Below are 15,733 nucleotides of genomic sequence, written 5' to 3' on the forward strand. Positions count from 1 at the left end.
TCACGGAGCCTGGAAGCTCAGGATACGCCGCAAGGCGCGCGGCAATGCCAGCAGGACATGCCCCAGCCGCGGCACCACCCGCGTGGCGAAGAACAGCAGCCCGCCGAAGAAGGTCGGGGCGGCCACGCGCTTGCGGTCGAGGAAGACGTCCCAGCCGACGCTGTTGCCGAAGACGAAACGCGCCATCTCCACAATGTCCTGGCGGTCGCGCGGGGCGAAACCGGCGCCGACCGCCAGTTCGCCGCTGCGCATTTCGATGCGGGAGATGCGCACGCCGGTGGTGGTCGCCGCCTCCGTCTCCGTCGCGGTGATGGTGAGGACCGGTGTCTGGTCCGGCCGCGAGATGTCCTCGCGCCATTTCGGATCGACCAGCAGGCCGACGCCGCCGGCCGACACGTCGGCGACGGTCAGGTCGATGCTGGTCCCATCCGCGAGATTCAGCACGGCCGGGCGGTCGACGGTGAAGCGTTCCTGGCGGCGGACGCGCTTGCGTTCATAGACGACGGCGAGGCCGCCGAGAGCCAGCAGGAAGCTGAGAGAACACCAGACCGCCACCGGAACGATGGCGGCGCGGTGTTCCGGGAAGATGGAATAGCGCCATGCGCAGGCGGCCAGCCCGGCGGCCAGCAGAAGGGTGGTGACGATGAAGGGCGTGGCCAGGGGGGAGAAGCCGTCCTCGTCCACCGACTGGCCCTTGGCGGTGACCTTGAACACCGGGTCGCGCGGCCGGATGATGGTGGCCAGCGCCGCGCGGGAGACGTGGAAGGACTGCAGATACTCGTACAATTCCGAGAACAGCGGCCAGCGCATCCGCCCGTGCAGGAACTGCGACAGGAAGGCGGCGGCGAAGACGTGCGGGATGACGAAGCAGGCGAAGTCCGGCAGGTTGATGCGGTAGATCTCCAGCCCGAACAGGGCGTAGCACAGCGGCGACAGCAGGAAGATCGGCCGCCAGAACCAGAAGAACCAGTACAGCATCGTGCTGGTGTAGCAGAGCCGCTGCGCGATGGTCAGGCCGCGCTTGAACAGCGGGTTCTTCAGCAGGAACAGCTGGATCATGCCCTGGGTCCAGCGCGAGCGCTGGGCGATGAAGCTGTCGAAGGTTTCCGGCTGCAGCCCGGCGATCAGCGGGCGCGGCAGGTAGACGCTGCGCCAGCCGCGCGAATGCAGCTCCAGCGCGGTTTCGCAATCCTCCGTCACCGTGTCGCCGCTGAAGCCGCCGACCTCCTCCAGCGCCGCGCGGCGCAGGATGGCGGCGGACCCGCAGAAGAAGGAGCCGTTCCAGCGGTCCAGCCCCGGCTGGATCGAGTAGTAGAACATCTCGTTCTCGCTCGGCATCCGTTCGAAGGTGCCGAGGTTGTATTCGACCGGGTCGGGATTGACGAAGAAATGCGGGGTCTGGACCAGGAACAGGCCGGGGTCCTGCTGGAAGAATCCCACCGTCGCCTTGAGGATGCCCACCGTCGGAACATGGTCGGCGTCCAGGATCAGCACGAGGTCGCCAGAGGTCTTCTGGAAGGCGTGGTTGATGTTGCCGGCCTTTGCATGCTCGTTGCGCGGCCGGGTCATGTAGGTGACCTGCAGCCGTTCGCACAGCGCGGTCAGCGTCTCGCGCCGGGCCGAAGCGGCGGCGGCCTGCTCCGGGTTGGCATGGGCCAGCTTCTGGTCGGTGCCGCCGTCGTCCAGCAGATAGACGCGCAGCTTGTCGCGCGGATAGTCGATGCAGACCGCGGCGGCCAGCGTCGTCTCCAGCAGTTCCGGCTCCTCGTTGTAGGAGGGGATGTAGACGTCGACGCTGGGCCAGAAGGCGGGATCGCCCGTCGGCTCCGACGGTTCGCGGGCGACGGGATCGATGATGACGAACAGCGAGGTCAGGAACAGGACGAAGGACAGCGCTTCGGCCGCGAACAGGGTGACGCCGGGAACGAAGTTCACCAGATCGTCCACCGGCGGCAGCGTGCCGGTCAGCCGCCAGAAGAAATAGCGGAAGGTGACGAAGGCCAGCAGCAGAACGGTCAGCGTGCGGGCATGCCAGAAGCGCCGGGCGAAGCGCCCCAGCACGAAGGCCGCCGCCACGACGCCGACCGAAATCGCGGCGCTGGCAAATCTTCCGACGGGCAACGCGGCGAGCGCAAGAAACAAACCGGCCGACAGCAACAAAAGAATCCAAAGCAGAACGGAACGCAGCGAAAACCGGCGGCTGTTCTGGTTCGGCTGTCTTTTGGTTTGCTGCGCCTTATTGTTCAGGGGTCGAACAACGGTCTTGGCGCCCGGGGAAGGTGTCATGCAGATCCGCGGAATGAGGCCATCCCACCATAGTGGGTGCCCCCTTATGGCTCAAGCTTCGTTACAAATCGTTACTCCCTCTTGATAAACATTGCGAAAATGCGATCGATTCCATGGCGTTGCATTCGGGCTACAGGCGTATGGCGCCGTGGACACGCATGGTGGCGTCCGGCGGTGATGCGAATCGGGAGGGGCGGCAGAGCAAGATGCCGAGTGTATCCCCTCTCCCACCTGGGGAGAGGGAGTGATGGGCGATTGCCCCCGGCGCGCGGCTGCTTTGCGCTGAAACTCGGGCTTGGGGGGATGACGCGGGAGGGGAATGCCGTCATCGTGGCGGACCATCCAGCTAGCCAGCGGTTGCATGCCCACCCTCGCCCTTCTGTCCGATGCCTTCGCCGTGCTGGCCCCCGTGTTCGTGGTGGCGGCGCTGGGCTATGGCTGGACGCGCGCGCAGCTTCCCTACGACAGCGCCTTCATCACCACCTTCGCGATCAACGTGTCGTCACCCTGCCTGGTCTTTTCGGCGCTGACCCGGCTGCACCTGTCGGCCGACGTGATGGCGGAGATGGCGGCGGCGGCGACCGCCTGCATGGCGCTGACCGCGCTGGCGTCGGTGCCGGTGCTGCTGGCGGCGCGGCTGCCGCTCCGGGTCTATGTGCCGGCGATGGCCTTTCCCAATGCGGGAAATCTCGGGCTGCCGCTCTGCCTCTTCGCCTTCGGCGAGACCGGGCTCAGCCTTGCCGTACTGTTCTATGCGGTGATGTCGGTGGGGCAGTTCACGCTGGGGCCGGCGCTGGCAGCGGGACGCTTCGACCTGGGGCAGATGGCGCGCACGCCCACCATCTACGCGGTGGCGCTCGCCGTGGCGATCCAGCTGACCGGGCTTCCCCTGCCCGCCTGGATCGGCAACACCACCACGCTGCTGGGCAATTGCGCGGTGCCGCTGATGCTGTTCTCGCTGGGGGTGGCGCTGTCGAAGCTGCGGCTGTCGGGAGCGGTGCGGGCGCTGTCGATGTCGGCCTTCCGGCTGGCCGCCGGTTTCGCCATGGGGCTGCTGGTGGTGTGGGCGATGGGGCTGACCGGGGCGGCGCGCGGCGTGGTGCTGGTGCAGAGTTCCATGCCGGTCGCGGTCTTCAACTATCTGTGGGCTCTGCGCTATGGCAATTCGCCGGAGGACGTGGCGGGGATGGTGCTGGGCTCCACCGCCATGGCCTTCGTGGCGCTGCCGGCGCTTCTGATGGTGGTGATGCAATAGAGAGGGAGGGAAGGATGGCGCACAGGGAACACCGCTATGCCGTGCGGGTCGACTGGACCGGCAATCTCGGCACCGGCACCTCGGGCTATAAGGCCTACAGCCGCGACCACAGGATCGGTGCCGGGACCAAGCCGGCGATCCCCGGCTCCTCCGACCCGGCCTTCCGCGGCGACCCGGCGCGCTGGAACCCGGAGGACATGCTGGTCGGCGCGCTGTCGGCCTGCCACCAGCTCTGGTACCTGCATCTCTGCGCCACCGCCGGGATCGTCGTCACCGCCTATGCCGACGAGTCCGAAGGGGTGATGGAGGAGGGGCCGGACGGCGGCGGGCAGTTCAGCAGCGTCGTGCTGCGGCCGCGGGTGACGCTGGCGCCGGGATCGGACGCCGCGAAGGCTCTGGCCCTGCATCACGACGCGGCGGAGAAATGCTTCATCGCCCGCTCGGTCAACTTCCCGGTCCGGCACGAGCCGGCAGTGGACGTGGCGGTGGAGGTGGCGGGATGAGCGACGCCCCTGCCCTCTCCGTGCTGGACGCCGTCGCCGGCCGGCGCAGCGTCCGCGCCTTCTTGGCCACGCCGGTGGAGCGGGAGACGGTGCTGCGCATCCTCGACCTTGCCGCGCGGGCGCCGAGCGGCTCCAACATCCAGCCCTGGAAGGTCCATGCCATCGCCGGGGAGGCGCGCGCCGCCCTGTCGGCCGAGCTGCTGGCCGCCCATGAGGCGGGCGAGCCGGAGGTGCCGGAATATCCCTATTACCCGGAAAACTGGCGGGAGCCCTATCTGGGCCGGCGCCGGGCGGTGGGCTGGGCGCTCTACGGCTCGATCGGCATCGGCAAGGGCGACCGCGAGCGGATGGCGCGGCAACATGGCCGCAACTGGCTGTTCTTCGGGGCGCCGGTCGGGCTGTTCTTCACCATCGACCGCGACATGGGCAAGGGCGCGTGGCTCGACCTCGGCATGTTCATGCAGAACGTGATGATCGTCGCCCGCGGCTTCGGGCTGGAGACCTGCCCGCAGGCGGCCTTCTGCTACCGCCACGCCATCACCGCCCGCCATCTCGGCCTGCCCGACACCGAGATCATCGCCAGCGGCATGGCGCTGGGCCACGCCGACTGGTCGGCACCGGAAAACACCTTCCCGACGCAGCGCGAACCGGCGGAAGCCTTCACGCGCTTCACCGGGTTCCGTCAGGACTGACGCAGCATGGCACTCAGCGTGTCGCGCAGACGGTTGGGCTGGATGGGCTTGTGCAGCAGGGCGCATTGGGCGCCGGCCGCTTCCCGCAGGCGGTCGGCGGAGGTGTCGCCGGTCAGCAGCACGCCGGGCACGTCGCGCGACAGGCGGCGGCGGACCATGTCCATCACCATCAGTCCGGTCGTGCCCTCCGGCAGCCGGTAGTCGGCGAGGATGACGTCGGGGGGCTGCCCGGACTCGATCAGCTCGTCCAGCAGGCCGTCCGCCTCGGTGCCGCTGCCGGCCTCCGCCACGCGGAACCCCCAATCCTCCAGCATCAGGGCCAGCGCCATGCGGATGACGGCGTCGTCCTCCACCAGCATGATCAGCCGGTCCTCGCTGACGTCGGGGATCGCGCCCGGATCCGCTCCGCCGGCCCGGGCCGGCGTGCCGATGCTGGGCTCGGTCAGCGGCAGGCTGACGGTGAAGCGGCTGCCGCGGCCGAGCGAGGAGGTCACGTCGATGCTGCCGCCCATCATGGTGACCAGCCGCTTGGCGATGCTCAGCCCCAGCCCCAGCCCTTCCCGGCGGTCGCGGGCGGCGTTGCCGACCTGATAGAAGTCCTGGAAGATGCGGTCGATGTGCTGGTCGGCGATGCCGATCCCGCTGTCCCACACCTCGATCTGCAGGCGGTCGCCGCGCCGCCGCGCGCCCAGCAGCACCCGTCCGCCGGGGGCGTAGCGCAGCGCGTTGGACAGCAGGTTGCGCAGGACCCGTTCCAGCAGGCCGGGGTCGGTCCGCGTCGCCAGCGGCGGCGCCAGCAGACGCAGGTCCTGCCCGCCCCTCTCCGCCAGCGGGGCGAATTCCCCATGCAGCCGGGCCAGCAGGGCGCCGATATCCACCGGCTCCGGATGCGGCGCGACCAGACCGGCCTCCAGCTTGGAGATATCCAGCATCCCGTCCAGCATGCCGCCCAGCCCGCCCAGCGAGGACTGGATCTGCTCCGCCACCCGCCGCGCCTCGGCCGGAAGGCTTTCCTTCAGCAGCAGGTCCGACAGCAGCAGAAGCGCCTGGACCGGCTGGCGCAGGTCGTGGCTGGCCGCGGCCAGGAAGCGTTCGCGGGCGTCCAGCGCGACGTTCAATTCGCGTTCCAGCGCCTTCACCGTGGTGATGTCGGCGACGCTGGACACCACGGCCTCCACCCGGCCGGCCGTGTCGGCGACGGGGTGGCTCGACACGCGCAGCCAACGGGTCGGGGCGGTCGCCTCCTCCCCCTCCACGACGCCGACGATGCGCTCCACCACCGGCTTGCCGCTGCGCGCGGCTTCCGCCGCCGGAGGGAGCCCATGCAGGCGGTTGCCGTTGGCATCGATGAAGCGGCGCCCGGCGGTGGTCGGCACAAGACTGGTCGGGGCGGTGGCCGGGACCAGATGCCCGTCCGTCCGCCCGTCCCCGTCATAGCCGGCCGCGGTGGGATCGAGCAGCGGGCGGGCCGAACCGCTCAGCAGCCGTTCGGCCATGGCGTTCGCAAGCAGGCAGCGGCCGTCGGCGGCGGTCATCGTCAGCGCGTCGTGCAGCGACTGCACCAGAACCCGGTGCCGCCGCTCGCTGAGGTTCAGCGCCGCTTCCGCCGCCCAGCGGGCGGTGACGTCGCGGAAGGCGACGACGGCGCCCTGGATGCGCTCCTGCACCGGGGCGAGGCGCTTGCCGGGCATCAGCATGGGTGAGATGGAGACCTCGACCAGCACGGTGCCGCCGTCCTCCCGCCGCAGCCGTTCGCAGGCGACGCTGCGCGGCCGCCCGTCGGTCAGCGACAGGGCCAGCGCGCGGGCGGCACCGCCCTCGGAGGGTGTCCCGCTTTCATGATCCGGGGCCGGGCCGGCCAGCAGGTCGGACGGCGGGCGGCCGATCAGGTCGAGGTCGAGATGGCCGGTCAGCGTCGTGGCGGCGGCGTTGACGAAGCGGATGCGCCCGTCGGCGTCCACCCCCAGGATGCCGTCGCCCACCGATTGCAGGATGTGGTGGTAGTCGGCCCGCGCCCGTTCCGCATCGTCGCGGGCCTGCTGCACCTCGCGCAGCCAGGCATTCCGTTCGGTCAGGTCGGTGATGGTCAGCAGAACGTCGCCGCGGTCGCCGTCGTCCAGCGTCACGGTGCGGGCGTCGGTCAGCCCGTCGATGACGGTTCCCTGCGGCCCGACGTAACGGAACTCCTGCCGCACCCACTCACCGGTGTCGCGCAGCCGGCCCAGCGCGGTGAACAGCCGGCCATGGTCGAGGCTGTCGACCAGCAGGGTCAGGGGCCGTCCCTTCAGCCGCAGCATCGGCAGGCCGAACTGGCGCTCCGCCGCGGCGTTGGCCTCCCCCACGATGCCGGCGGCGTTCACCGCCAGGCAGGCGAGCGGCACCGACTGGAACAGCTGGAGATATTGCAGGCGCGACGCCTCCAGCGCCTGCTGGGCGCCGCGCAGCTCCTCGTTCTGGATTTCCAGTTCGGCCTGATGGACGTACAGCTCGTGCAGCAGTTCCTTCATCGAGGTGGCGGTGACGTCCGCCGCCTCGAAATGGCCACCGCTGAGCACGCTTTCGGCACGGCGCCTCAGGCCGCCGGGGGTATCCTCGGTCATGCCACCCCTCTGCTCTGGTCTTCGTCGTCCAGCCTCAACTCCATCAGTTTTCGGTTGGTGATGTTGATGTGGCTGACGACGATGCCGCCGTCAGGGTCGTTCAGGCGTGTGGCGTGCATCAGGAACCAGCGCTGCGCGTCGGGCGAATGGCAGGGATATTCGATGGTGAAGTCGTCGGCCTTGCCGTCGAGGATGCGGTGCAGTCCGTCATGCACCGCGCGGGCGACGCCGTCCTTCCCTATCGCCTCGGGCGTCAGGCAGACCTCCAGATAGTTGGTGCCGATGCCGCAACGGTCCGTGGCCCCGCCGCCGTTGCGGGCGGCGAAGCGGCGCCATGCGGCGTTGACCATGACGATGCGGCCATCGCGGTCGGTGACGGCGATGTGCTCCGGCAGGCTGTCCAGCACGTTCTGCAGCCTCTCCTGCGCCTGCTTGGTGTCGGTGACGTCGACGAAGGTCACCACCACGCCGGCCACCTGGTTCTTGTCGGTCAGGTAGGGCAGGATCCGGGTCAGGACCCAGCGGCCGTCATGGACGCGGACATGGCGTTCCATCGCTTCGCGCCCGCCGAACACCTTCCTGATGTCGGCCAGGAAATCGGGATAGTCGATGTTGGTCGACAGATGCGCGATGGAGCGGCCGATGTCGCGCGGGATGATGTTGATGAAGCTGGCCGCCGCCGGGGTGAAGCGGCGGATGACGAAGTCCTCGTCGAGGAACACCGTGCCGATCTCGGTGGAGCGCAGCAGGTTGTCGAGGTCGTTGGTGATCTCCGTCAGCTCCTCCACCTTCGCCTGGTATTCGGCGTTGACGGAATAAAGCTCCTCGTTGACCGACTGCAGTTCCTCGTTGGTGCTCTGCAACTCCTCGTTCGAGGCCAGGAGTTCCTCGTTGGTCGCCTGCAACTCCTCGTTGGCGGTTTCCAGCTCCTCGATGGTCGCCTGCAGGTTCTCGCCGCGCGATAGAAGTTCCTGCTCCAGCCCGCGGATGCGCTCGGCGGCGTCGGCATTCAAGTCGAAGTCGGAATCCGGCACCGACAGCGGCAGCATGTTGGCGCGGTCGAGCACCACCAGGGCGAAGCGGCGCCCGGTCTTGCGCGCCACATAGGGCTGGACGCGCAGGCTGAGCGCCGCCACCCCCTCGCGGTCCTTCACCGGGATGTTGGACAGCGCAAACTCCTCGCCCGAGCGGAAGGCGCGGTTCAGCGCGGTACCCGTCACCATGGCGACCGAGGACGGCAGCATCTTCAGCACGTTCAGCGTCGCCTCGCCCGGCGGCACCTTCAGCAGCGAGGAGGCGTCGCCGAACACATGCATGATGTTCATCTGTTCGTTGACCAGCAGGCAGGGCGGCACATAGGCCTTCATCAGCGCGGCCATCGCCTCGTCGATCGCCGCCCCCTCCTCCAGTGCCGGGGACGTGACGTCGTCACCATGGCGGGCAAGCGGCGCGGCCACCGTCGGCACCAGCAGCCGCGACAGCCGGAAGGACCCGGCGCGCAGGCTCTGGAAGATCTTGTTGCGGCTGTCGACGGTGTGGAAATCCGACTGGAGGTCTCCCAGCGTCTCGCTGGTGCCGAGGAACAGGAAACCGCTCTGCCGCAGGGCGTACTGGAACAGGCCGAGCACCTTGCGCTGCAACGGCTGGTCCATATAGATCAACAGGTTGCGGCAGCTCAGCAGGTCGATCTTGGTGAAGGGCGGGTCGCGCATGATGTTGTGCGCGGCGAACACCACCATCCGGCGAAGATCGCGCGACACCACATAGGATTCGCCCCGCGCGGTGAAGAAGCGGGCGAGCCGTTCCTGCGACACGTCCTCGGCGATGGCGCGCGGATATTCGCCGAGGCTCGCCACCTCTATGCTGTCCTGGTCGATGTCGGTGGCGAAGATCTTGACGTCGAAACTGCGGCCCATCCGTTCCTGCGCCTCGGCGAACAGGATGGCGAGGGAATAGGCCTCCTCCCCGCTGGCGCAGCCGCAGACCCAGACGCGGATCAGGTCGGTCGGGCTGCGGTTGGCGAGCAGGCTGGGGATCACCCGGTCGGCCAGGATGCGGAAGGCCGCCTCGTCCCGGAAGAAGCGGGTGACGCCGATCAGCATCTCCTTGTACAGGTTCACCGTCTCGGCGCTGTTCCGCCGCAGCAGGGCGGCATAATCCTCCATCGACTCCAGCCCGGCGCCCTGCATCCGCCGTTCGATCCGCCGCAGCAAAGTCGCCAGCTTGTAGTGGGAGAAATCGACCCCGGTGACGGAGCGGATGACCGCGATGATCTGGGCCAGCGGGTCGTCGCCCTGGTCATTCTGGCCGCCACGTGGCCGCCGGTTCGCCGCCGGACGGGCGCGGGCCAGCGCCTTGCGCGCATGGTCGATCAGGCGGGCCGGCAGCTCGTCGGGCGGCAGGGTTGCGTCGACCTGTCCGGTGGCGAGCGCGCTGCGCGGCATGCCGTCGAACTGCGCCGTTTCCGGCTGCTGCACGGCGGTGAAGCCGCCGGCGGACTTGATCGCCATCAGCCCGCGGGTGCCGTCCGACCCGGTGCCCGACAGGATCACGCCGATGGCGAGCGGCCCCTGGTCGCGCGCCAGGGCGGTCAGGAAGATGTCGATCGGCAGGCTCATGCCGCTGCCGGCATCCTTGGCGGTCAGCCTCAGCCGGCAATCCTCGATGGTCAGGTGCTTGCCGGGCGGCAGCAGATAGACGGTGTTGCGCTGGACCGGGACGCCGTCGGTCGCCTGAACCACCTCCATCGCCGTGTGCTTGGCCAGCAAATCGACCATCAGGCTCTTGTGCACCGGCGACAGGTGCTGGACCACGACATAAGCGAGGTCGCTGTCACCCGGTACGGCGTCGAAGAAGCGCTGCAGCGCCTCCAGCCCGCCGGCCGAGGCGCCGAGGCCGACGATGCAACAGGAGGTCTCCGGCCGGTTCTCCGCGTCCGGTGCGGAATCGGCCGGAACGGCGGCCGCATCGGTGGCCGGGGCAATCGCCGGATCGGCGTCGTTCTGGTCGGGCTGCGTGACCGGCGTATCCGATGGCACGATGATGAACGAGTCCTTCTGGCGTCGGTCTGCCGACTCTCGGTGCAAACGAGCTCTGGCTATATCCAACGCATCTTGATTGGTCAACTTGGCTGTCGGAGGGCATGATCCTTCAACCCCGTCGTTTTAACTGGAGACGTCCGATCGAACTATCGATTTGACCTTGGTTTTATAACGAATGTATCGCGTCTAAAGCACTTGCGGGCTTTCCGGCCGGGAAGCCTGCTGCGGGGACCTGACGCGGAGGAAATTCCTGCTATGTTTCCTGCCCTGGCGCCGTATCGTGGTGCGTCAGGAACAGGCATGGCAGCAGGAACGGGTCATGAGTTTCACCTCGATCTATCGGCACGGCTTCGCGCGGGTGGCCGCCTGCACGACGCGCTGCACCCCGGCGGACCCGGCGGCCAATGCCGCGGCGGTCCTGGAGGCGGCGCGCGCCTGCCACGACAAGTCGGTGGCGGTGGCGCTGTTCCCGGAGCTGGCGCTGTCCGGCTACGCCATCGACGATCTGCTGATGCAGGACCCGCTGATCGACGCGGTGGAACAGGCGATCCTGGATCTGGTGCAGGCCTCGGCCGGGCTGATGCCGCTGCTGCTGGTCGGCGCGCCGCTGCTGTATGACGGGCGGCTCTACAACACGGCGGTGGCGATCCACCGCGGCGAACTGCTGGGCGTGGTGCCGAAGCAGCATCTGCCGAACTACCGGGAATTCTACGAGCGGCGGCAGTTCGCCTCGGGCACCGGCACGGATGGCGGGACGATCCGCATCGGCGACCTGACCGCCCCCTTCGGCCCCGACCTGCTGTTCTCGGCGGAAGATCAGCCGGGGCTGGTCGTGCATGCGGAGATCTGCGAGGACCTGTGGGTTCCGGCGCCGCCCAGCACCATGGCCTCGCTTGCCGGCGCCACGGTGCTGGCCAACCTGTCGGCCAGCAACATCACCATCGGAAAGTCCGACACCCGACGGCTTCTGGCGAAATCGCAGTCGGCGCGCTGCCTCGCCGCCTATCTCTATTCGTCGGCCGGGACGGGGGAATCGACCACCGACCTCGCCTGGGACGGCCAGACCTCGATCTTCGAGAATGGCGAGATGCTGGCGGAGACCGACCGCTTCCCCGACGGCGCCCAGATGGCGGTGGCCGACGTGGACCTGGACCTGCTGCGGCAGGAACGGCTGCGCCAGGGTACCTTCGACGACAACCGGCGCCTGCACGGATCCGCCGCAGGCGGCTTCCGCACCGTCTCCTTCCGGCTGGACGCGCCGGAGGCCGATGTCGGGCTGCTGCGCGTGGTGCCGCGCCTGCCCTTCGTTCCGGCCAGCACCGAACGGCTGGAGCAGGACTGCTACGAGGCCTACAACATCCAGGTCGCCGGGCTGGTGCAGCGGCTGCGCGCCACGGGCATCGGGAAACTGGTGATCGGCGTGTCGGGCGGGCTGGACAGCACCCATGCGCTGATCGTCGCCGCCCGCGCCATGGACCGGCTGGAGCTGCCCCGCAGCGGCATTCTTGCCTACACCATGCCCGGTTTCGGCACCAGCGAGGGCACCAAGTCCAACGCCTGGCGGCTGATGACGGCGCTGGGGGTGACGGCGCAGGAACTGGACATCCGGCCGGCCGCCAACCAGATGCTCAAGGACATGGACCATCCCTTCGCCCGCGGCGAGGCGGTGTATGACATCACCTTCGAGAATGTGCAGGCGGGCTTGCGCACCGATTACCTGTTCCGGCTCGCCAACCACCACAACGGCATCGTTCTGGGCACCGGCGATCTGTCGGAGCTGGCGCTGGGCTGGTGCACCTACGGCGTCGGCGACCAGATGTCCCACTACAACGTCAATGCCGGCGTGCCGAAGACGCTGATCCAGCACCTGATCCGCTGGGTCGGCCGCACCGGCCAGTTCCAGCAGGAGGTGTCGGAGACGCTCGACGCCATCCTGAAGACGGAGATTTCGCCGGAACTGGTGCCGGCCGGGTCGGACAAGGCTCTGCAAAGCTCCGAATCCGTGGTCGGGCCGTATGATTTGCAGGACTTCAACCTGTTCTATGTGCTGCGCTACGGCTTCCGCCCGTCGAAGATCGCCTTCCTGGCGCGCCATGCCTGGTCCGAGGTCGAAAAGGGCGACTGGCCGGAAGGCTATCCGCTGGAGAAGCGCCGCGCCTACAGCCCGGCCGAGATCCGCGACTGGCTGCGCGTGTTCCTGCGCCGCTTCTTCGGCTTCAGCCAGTTCAAGCGCTCGGCGATGCCGAACGGCCCGAAGGTGACGGCCGGCGGCTCCCTCTCCCCGCGCGGCGACTGGCGCGCCCCGTCCGACGGCAACGCCCGCATCTGGCTGGAGGAGCTGGAGCGCGAGGTTCCGGCGGAGTGAGACCAACAAAAAGGCCGGCGCCCCATCGGAGCGCCGGCCTTTTCCATGTCGTCCGGATGCCGATCAGATCGAGATGCGCAGGGACTCGCGGTTGACCGGGGCGGCGTCGGGCGTGGTCATCGGGCGCGGCGGCACGGCAGGACGCATGCCGGCGGGCGGCTGGCCCGGGGCCGGGGCGGCCTGGGGAGCGGCCGGAGCCTGCGGGGCGGCGGCCTGAGGCGCGCCCGCATGCGACTGGGTCGCCTGCTGGGCGGCGATGAACTGGCCCTGGGCGGTCAGGCCGCTGGCGACGTTGCGGTTGATGTTGACCAGCGTGTCGATCTTGCTGAAATCCAGGTCGATCAGGCGGTTGGTGGTTTCGCGGTCGACCAGCAGCGACAAGGCCGCGATGTTCGTCCGGACCTCCGGCGGATGGCCGCAATCCTCTTCGGTGATCGCCGCCTGGAAGATGGTCCACAGGCGCTGATTCAGTTGAAGAGCCTCGCGGTAGGCCTTTTCGTCCTTGGCATGGCTGGCGGCGATGATGCGGCGCGCCGCTTCCGCCAGGGCCCAAGCCTCGACGTCGCGCGGATTGTCCGAGGTCGGCTTGTTGGCGTAGGTGGGAGTCGGCTTCATTCCAAACCCTCGGGGGAAAACCCATCCGGTGGGGCGGAGCTGCCCCTTTGCATAGTCGTCGAAGTGTCGGTTATCCGGCCGGCTTTGTCAACGCAACGGGGGTACTTCGGCCGCCCCGGCGGGCGTTGCCGCAAACTGGTCACAAGTCCTATGCGTTTCAGCCAGAAGCGCGGCGGCAACCTCCGCCACCCGGCCCTCGGCGATGCCGTCCATCAGGCCGCGGGCATTGGGATCGGCGGCGACGCGGGCCAGCAGATCGGCCTGGGGAACCTCGCTGACCACCACCCGCCCGCGTGGGCCCCATGGTCCGTAGATGTCGGGATAGCCGGGACCGAAAAGCCCCACCGTGGGCACGCCGGCCGCCGCCGCGATGTGCATCAGCCCGCTGTCGTTGCCGACATAGAGCGCCGCCCGCTCCAGGCAGGCGGCCGCCGCCATCGGGTCGGTGCGGCCGGTCAGGTCGATAGCGCGGTCGCCCAGCGCGTCGAGGACGGGCCGCGCCCGCTCGCGCTCCGGCCCGGCGGCCAGCACCGCCACGCGGGCGCCCTCCAGCGCGCCCCCCTGCCCTGTCAGCCGAAGCGCCAGACGGGCGAAGCGGTCGGCCGGCCATTCCTTGCCCAGCCAGTTGGCGGTCGGCCCGATCGCCAGGAACGGCCCGGTCCCGGCGGGGATCAGGGCGTCGGCCTGCCGCCGCGCGGCGTCGTCGATCCACAGGCGCGGGGCCGGCGGCGGCGACAGGCCGAGCAGGGCGGCATTCTCCTCCACCTTGTGCATCGGACGGGGTGGCTTGGCGTGGAAGACCCGCCGACGGGCCGGCACCAGCCGCCCGACCGCCGAGTTGCGCAGATCGACCACCAGATCCCAGCGCGTGCCGACGCACTCCAGCCACAGCCGCAGCCAGTGCCGGGCGTATGAGCGCTTCGCCAGCGGAATCAGCCGCTCCAGCCCCGCCACGGAGCGGAACAGCGGCGCCGGCAGCGGCCCGCAGGCGATGGTCAGACGCGCGTCCGGATGGGCCCGGGTCAGGTGGTCGAGCAGCCCGGTGGACAGCACCGCGTCGCCCAGCCGGTTGGAGGTGATGAAGAGAATGCGGCTCATGACGCGCGCCCGGCAGCGTCTCCAGCGGTGTCCCCGGCGGCGTCCTCGGCGGAATGCCGGCGCCCCGGCCGCAGCATCAGGCCGCGCGACATCACCCACAGCGCCGGCAGCAGCATGACCAGCGGCATGGCGTACATCAGCGGCACGAAGACGGTCGCTTTGCCGGCCAAGCTGGTCAGGCCCAGCGCCCCCGCCTGCAATCCCATCACCAGCAGCACCGCGATGGTCACGCGGGAGGACTGGCCCCGCCGGTTGAACTCGCCCGACAGCAGCGCCGACAGCGCCACCAGCGCATAGGTCAGGGCCAGCAGCGGCGAGGAGAAGCGGTGGTGCAGCTCCGCGATCAGGCCGCGGCGCATGCGGTCGTCCTGCGCCGGCACGTCGCCCGCCATCAGCTCCGCCGTGCTGCGTTCGCGGGCATCGGGCCAGCGTTCCGCCGCCTGCGGGGCCACCGCCTTCAGGTCCACGGCGTAGCGGTCGAAGAACAGCTGCGACAGGCGGCTGGTCTTGCGGTCCAGTTCCTGGCGGTTGCCGTCATAGACGACGAAGCGCGTGCCCTCCGGCCCGGTCTGCATCACCGCGCGGTCGCCCATGATCGTCACCGGCTTGTCCGGCTGGCGCCCGTCATGGATCAGCACCTTGTGCAGGTTGCCGTCGGCGTCGCGGTCGCGCAGGAAGACGCTGAAATGGTCGCCGACCTCGTTGAACACGCCTTCGCGCAGGAACAGCTGCGAATAGTCGCTGCGCACCGTGTATTCCATCCGCACCAGCTCGCGGTGGGCGGCGGGGGTGATCCAGACGTTCAGGGTGAGGACGACGGCCATCACCCCGACCGACAGCACCAGCGCCGGCTGCGACAGCGACAGCGGGCCGACGCCGGCCGCGCGCATCACCACCAGCTCGCTGTCGGTCGCCATCTTGTTGTAGGTGAACAGGATGGCGCCGACCAGCGCCAGCGGCAGCACGATACCGAGGAAGGTCGGCACCGTCAGCAGCAGCAGCCACAGGAACATGCCCATCGGCGCGCCGGCGCTGACCACGATCTCGATCAGGCGCAGCGACTGGCTGAGCCAGATGGTCAGCGTCAGGCCCGCCGTGGAATAGAGCGTGGCGATCAGCAGGTTGCGGAACAGGTACCGTTGCAGTCGGTTCATGGAGTTCGGCCGGAGCTGTATACGGCCGGCAAGCTGACCGCCCCGGCCCGCCGGGTCAAGTGTTGAAAGCCGTCGCTCCCGCGCCAGTGGCTGGGAAACCGCTGGCGCGGGTCCGCGGCAACCG

At 69.1% G+C, this 15,733-nt stretch carries 10 protein-coding genes; 4 read left to right on the forward strand and 6 right to left on the reverse strand.

What is annotated here, in order from left to right:
• Positions 1 to 2,286 carry a UDP-forming cellulose synthase catalytic subunit gene (gene bcsA, locus J2Y49_RS24845; RefSeq protein ID WP_310117752.1) on the reverse strand — a complete coding sequence of 762 codons (2,286 nt, stop codon included), beginning with the start codon at positions 2,284 to 2,286 and terminating at the stop codon, positions 1 to 3.
• 361 nt (positions 2,287 to 2,647) lie between these two features.
• Between bcsA and J2Y49_RS24850 the strand changes: the two genes are divergently transcribed.
• From J2Y49_RS24850 to J2Y49_RS24860, 3 genes are read left to right on the forward strand one after another with little or no spacing between them, the layout of a single operon-like run.
• Complete coding sequence (locus J2Y49_RS24850) at positions 2,648 to 3,541, forward strand: AEC family transporter (RefSeq protein WP_310117754.1); 894 nt, start codon at positions 2,648 to 2,650, stop codon at positions 3,539 to 3,541.
• 14 nt (positions 3,542 to 3,555) lie between these two features.
• Entirely contained in the window at positions 3,556 to 4,044 is a 489-nt protein-coding gene (locus J2Y49_RS24855; RefSeq protein WP_310117755.1) for an OsmC family protein, read from the forward strand.
• On the forward strand, positions 4,041 to 4,736 hold the full coding sequence (locus J2Y49_RS24860) for a nitroreductase (protein WP_310117756.1): 696 nt from the start codon (positions 4,041 to 4,043) through the stop codon (positions 4,734 to 4,736). The genes J2Y49_RS24855 and J2Y49_RS24860 overlap by 4 nt, the downstream gene beginning before the upstream one ends.
• Here J2Y49_RS24860 and J2Y49_RS24865 read toward each other — a convergent pair.
• The gene (locus J2Y49_RS24865; RefSeq protein WP_310117757.1) at positions 4,727 to 7,336 is read right to left on the reverse strand and encodes a PAS domain S-box protein; all 2,610 of its coding nucleotides are present in this window, start codon (positions 7,334 to 7,336) and stop codon (positions 4,727 to 4,729) included. The genes J2Y49_RS24860 and J2Y49_RS24865 overlap by 10 nt on opposite strands.
• The gene (locus J2Y49_RS24870) at positions 7,333 to 10,374 is read right to left on the reverse strand and encodes a chemotaxis protein CheB (protein ID WP_310117758.1); all 3,042 of its coding nucleotides are present in this window, start codon (positions 10,372 to 10,374) and stop codon (positions 7,333 to 7,335) included. The genes J2Y49_RS24865 and J2Y49_RS24870 overlap by 4 nt, the downstream gene beginning before the upstream one ends.
• Positions 10,375 to 10,696: 322 nt before the next feature.
• Between J2Y49_RS24870 and J2Y49_RS24875 the strand changes: the two genes are divergently transcribed.
• Positions 10,697 to 12,742, forward strand: coding sequence for an NAD(+) synthase (locus J2Y49_RS24875; RefSeq protein ID WP_310117759.1), 2,046 nt, complete (start codon positions 10,697 to 10,699; stop codon positions 12,740 to 12,742).
• Positions 12,743 to 12,805: 63 nt separating this feature from the next.
• On the opposite strand, the gene J2Y49_RS24880 is transcribed toward J2Y49_RS24875, so the two are convergent.
• The 3 genes from J2Y49_RS24880 to lptF form a co-directional block, all read right to left on the reverse strand.
• Positions 12,806 to 13,357, reverse strand: a complete 552-nt coding sequence (locus J2Y49_RS24880) for a flagellar biosynthesis regulator FlaF (protein ID WP_310117761.1) — start codon at positions 13,355 to 13,357, stop codon at positions 12,806 to 12,808.
• 87 nt (positions 13,358 to 13,444) lie between these two features.
• Positions 13,445 to 14,455, reverse strand: a complete 1,011-nt coding sequence (locus tag J2Y49_RS24885; RefSeq protein WP_310117763.1) for a glycosyltransferase family 9 protein — start codon at positions 14,453 to 14,455, stop codon at positions 13,445 to 13,447.
• Positions 14,452 to 15,609, reverse strand: coding sequence for an LPS export ABC transporter permease LptF (lptF, locus tag J2Y49_RS24890; RefSeq protein ID WP_310117765.1), 1,158 nt, complete (start codon positions 15,607 to 15,609; stop codon positions 14,452 to 14,454). Before lptF ends, J2Y49_RS24885 begins: the two co-directional genes overlap by 4 nt.
• Between the last annotated feature and the right edge of the window lie 124 nt (positions 15,610 to 15,733).

Source organism: Azospirillum sp. BE72, from assembly GCF_031455875.1.
In the GTDB taxonomy this organism is placed as follows: Bacteria; Pseudomonadota; Alphaproteobacteria; order Azospirillales; family Azospirillaceae; genus Azospirillum.

Bases quoted from the DNA above. Each gene is read 5' to 3' on its own strand.
- bcsA (WP_310117752.1), bottom strand. From the start codon at position 2,286: ATGACACCTTCCCCGGGCGCCAAGACCGTTGTTCGACCCCTGAACAAT.
- J2Y49_RS24850 (WP_310117754.1), top strand. From the start codon at position 2,648: ATGCCCACCCTCGCCCTTCTGTCCGATGCCTTCGCCGTGCTGGCCCCC.
- J2Y49_RS24855 (WP_310117755.1), top strand. From the start codon at position 3,556: ATGGCGCACAGGGAACACCGCTATGCCGTGCGGGTCGACTGGACCGGC.
- J2Y49_RS24860 (WP_310117756.1), top strand. From the start codon at position 4,041: ATGAGCGACGCCCCTGCCCTCTCCGTGCTGGACGCCGTCGCCGGCCGG.
- J2Y49_RS24865 (WP_310117757.1), bottom strand. From the start codon at position 7,336: ATGACCGAGGATACCCCCGGCGGCCTGAGGCGCCGTGCCGAAAGCGTG.
- J2Y49_RS24875 (WP_310117759.1), top strand. From the start codon at position 10,697: ATGAGTTTCACCTCGATCTATCGGCACGGCTTCGCGCGGGTGGCCGCC.
- J2Y49_RS24880 (WP_310117761.1), bottom strand. From the start codon at position 13,357: ATGAAGCCGACTCCCACCTACGCCAACAAGCCGACCTCGGACAATCCG.
- J2Y49_RS24885 (WP_310117763.1), bottom strand. From the start codon at position 14,455: ATGAGCCGCATTCTCTTCATCACCTCCAACCGGCTGGGCGACGCGGTG.
- lptF (WP_310117765.1), bottom strand. From the start codon at position 15,609: ATGAACCGACTGCAACGGTACCTGTTCCGCAACCTGCTGATCGCCACG.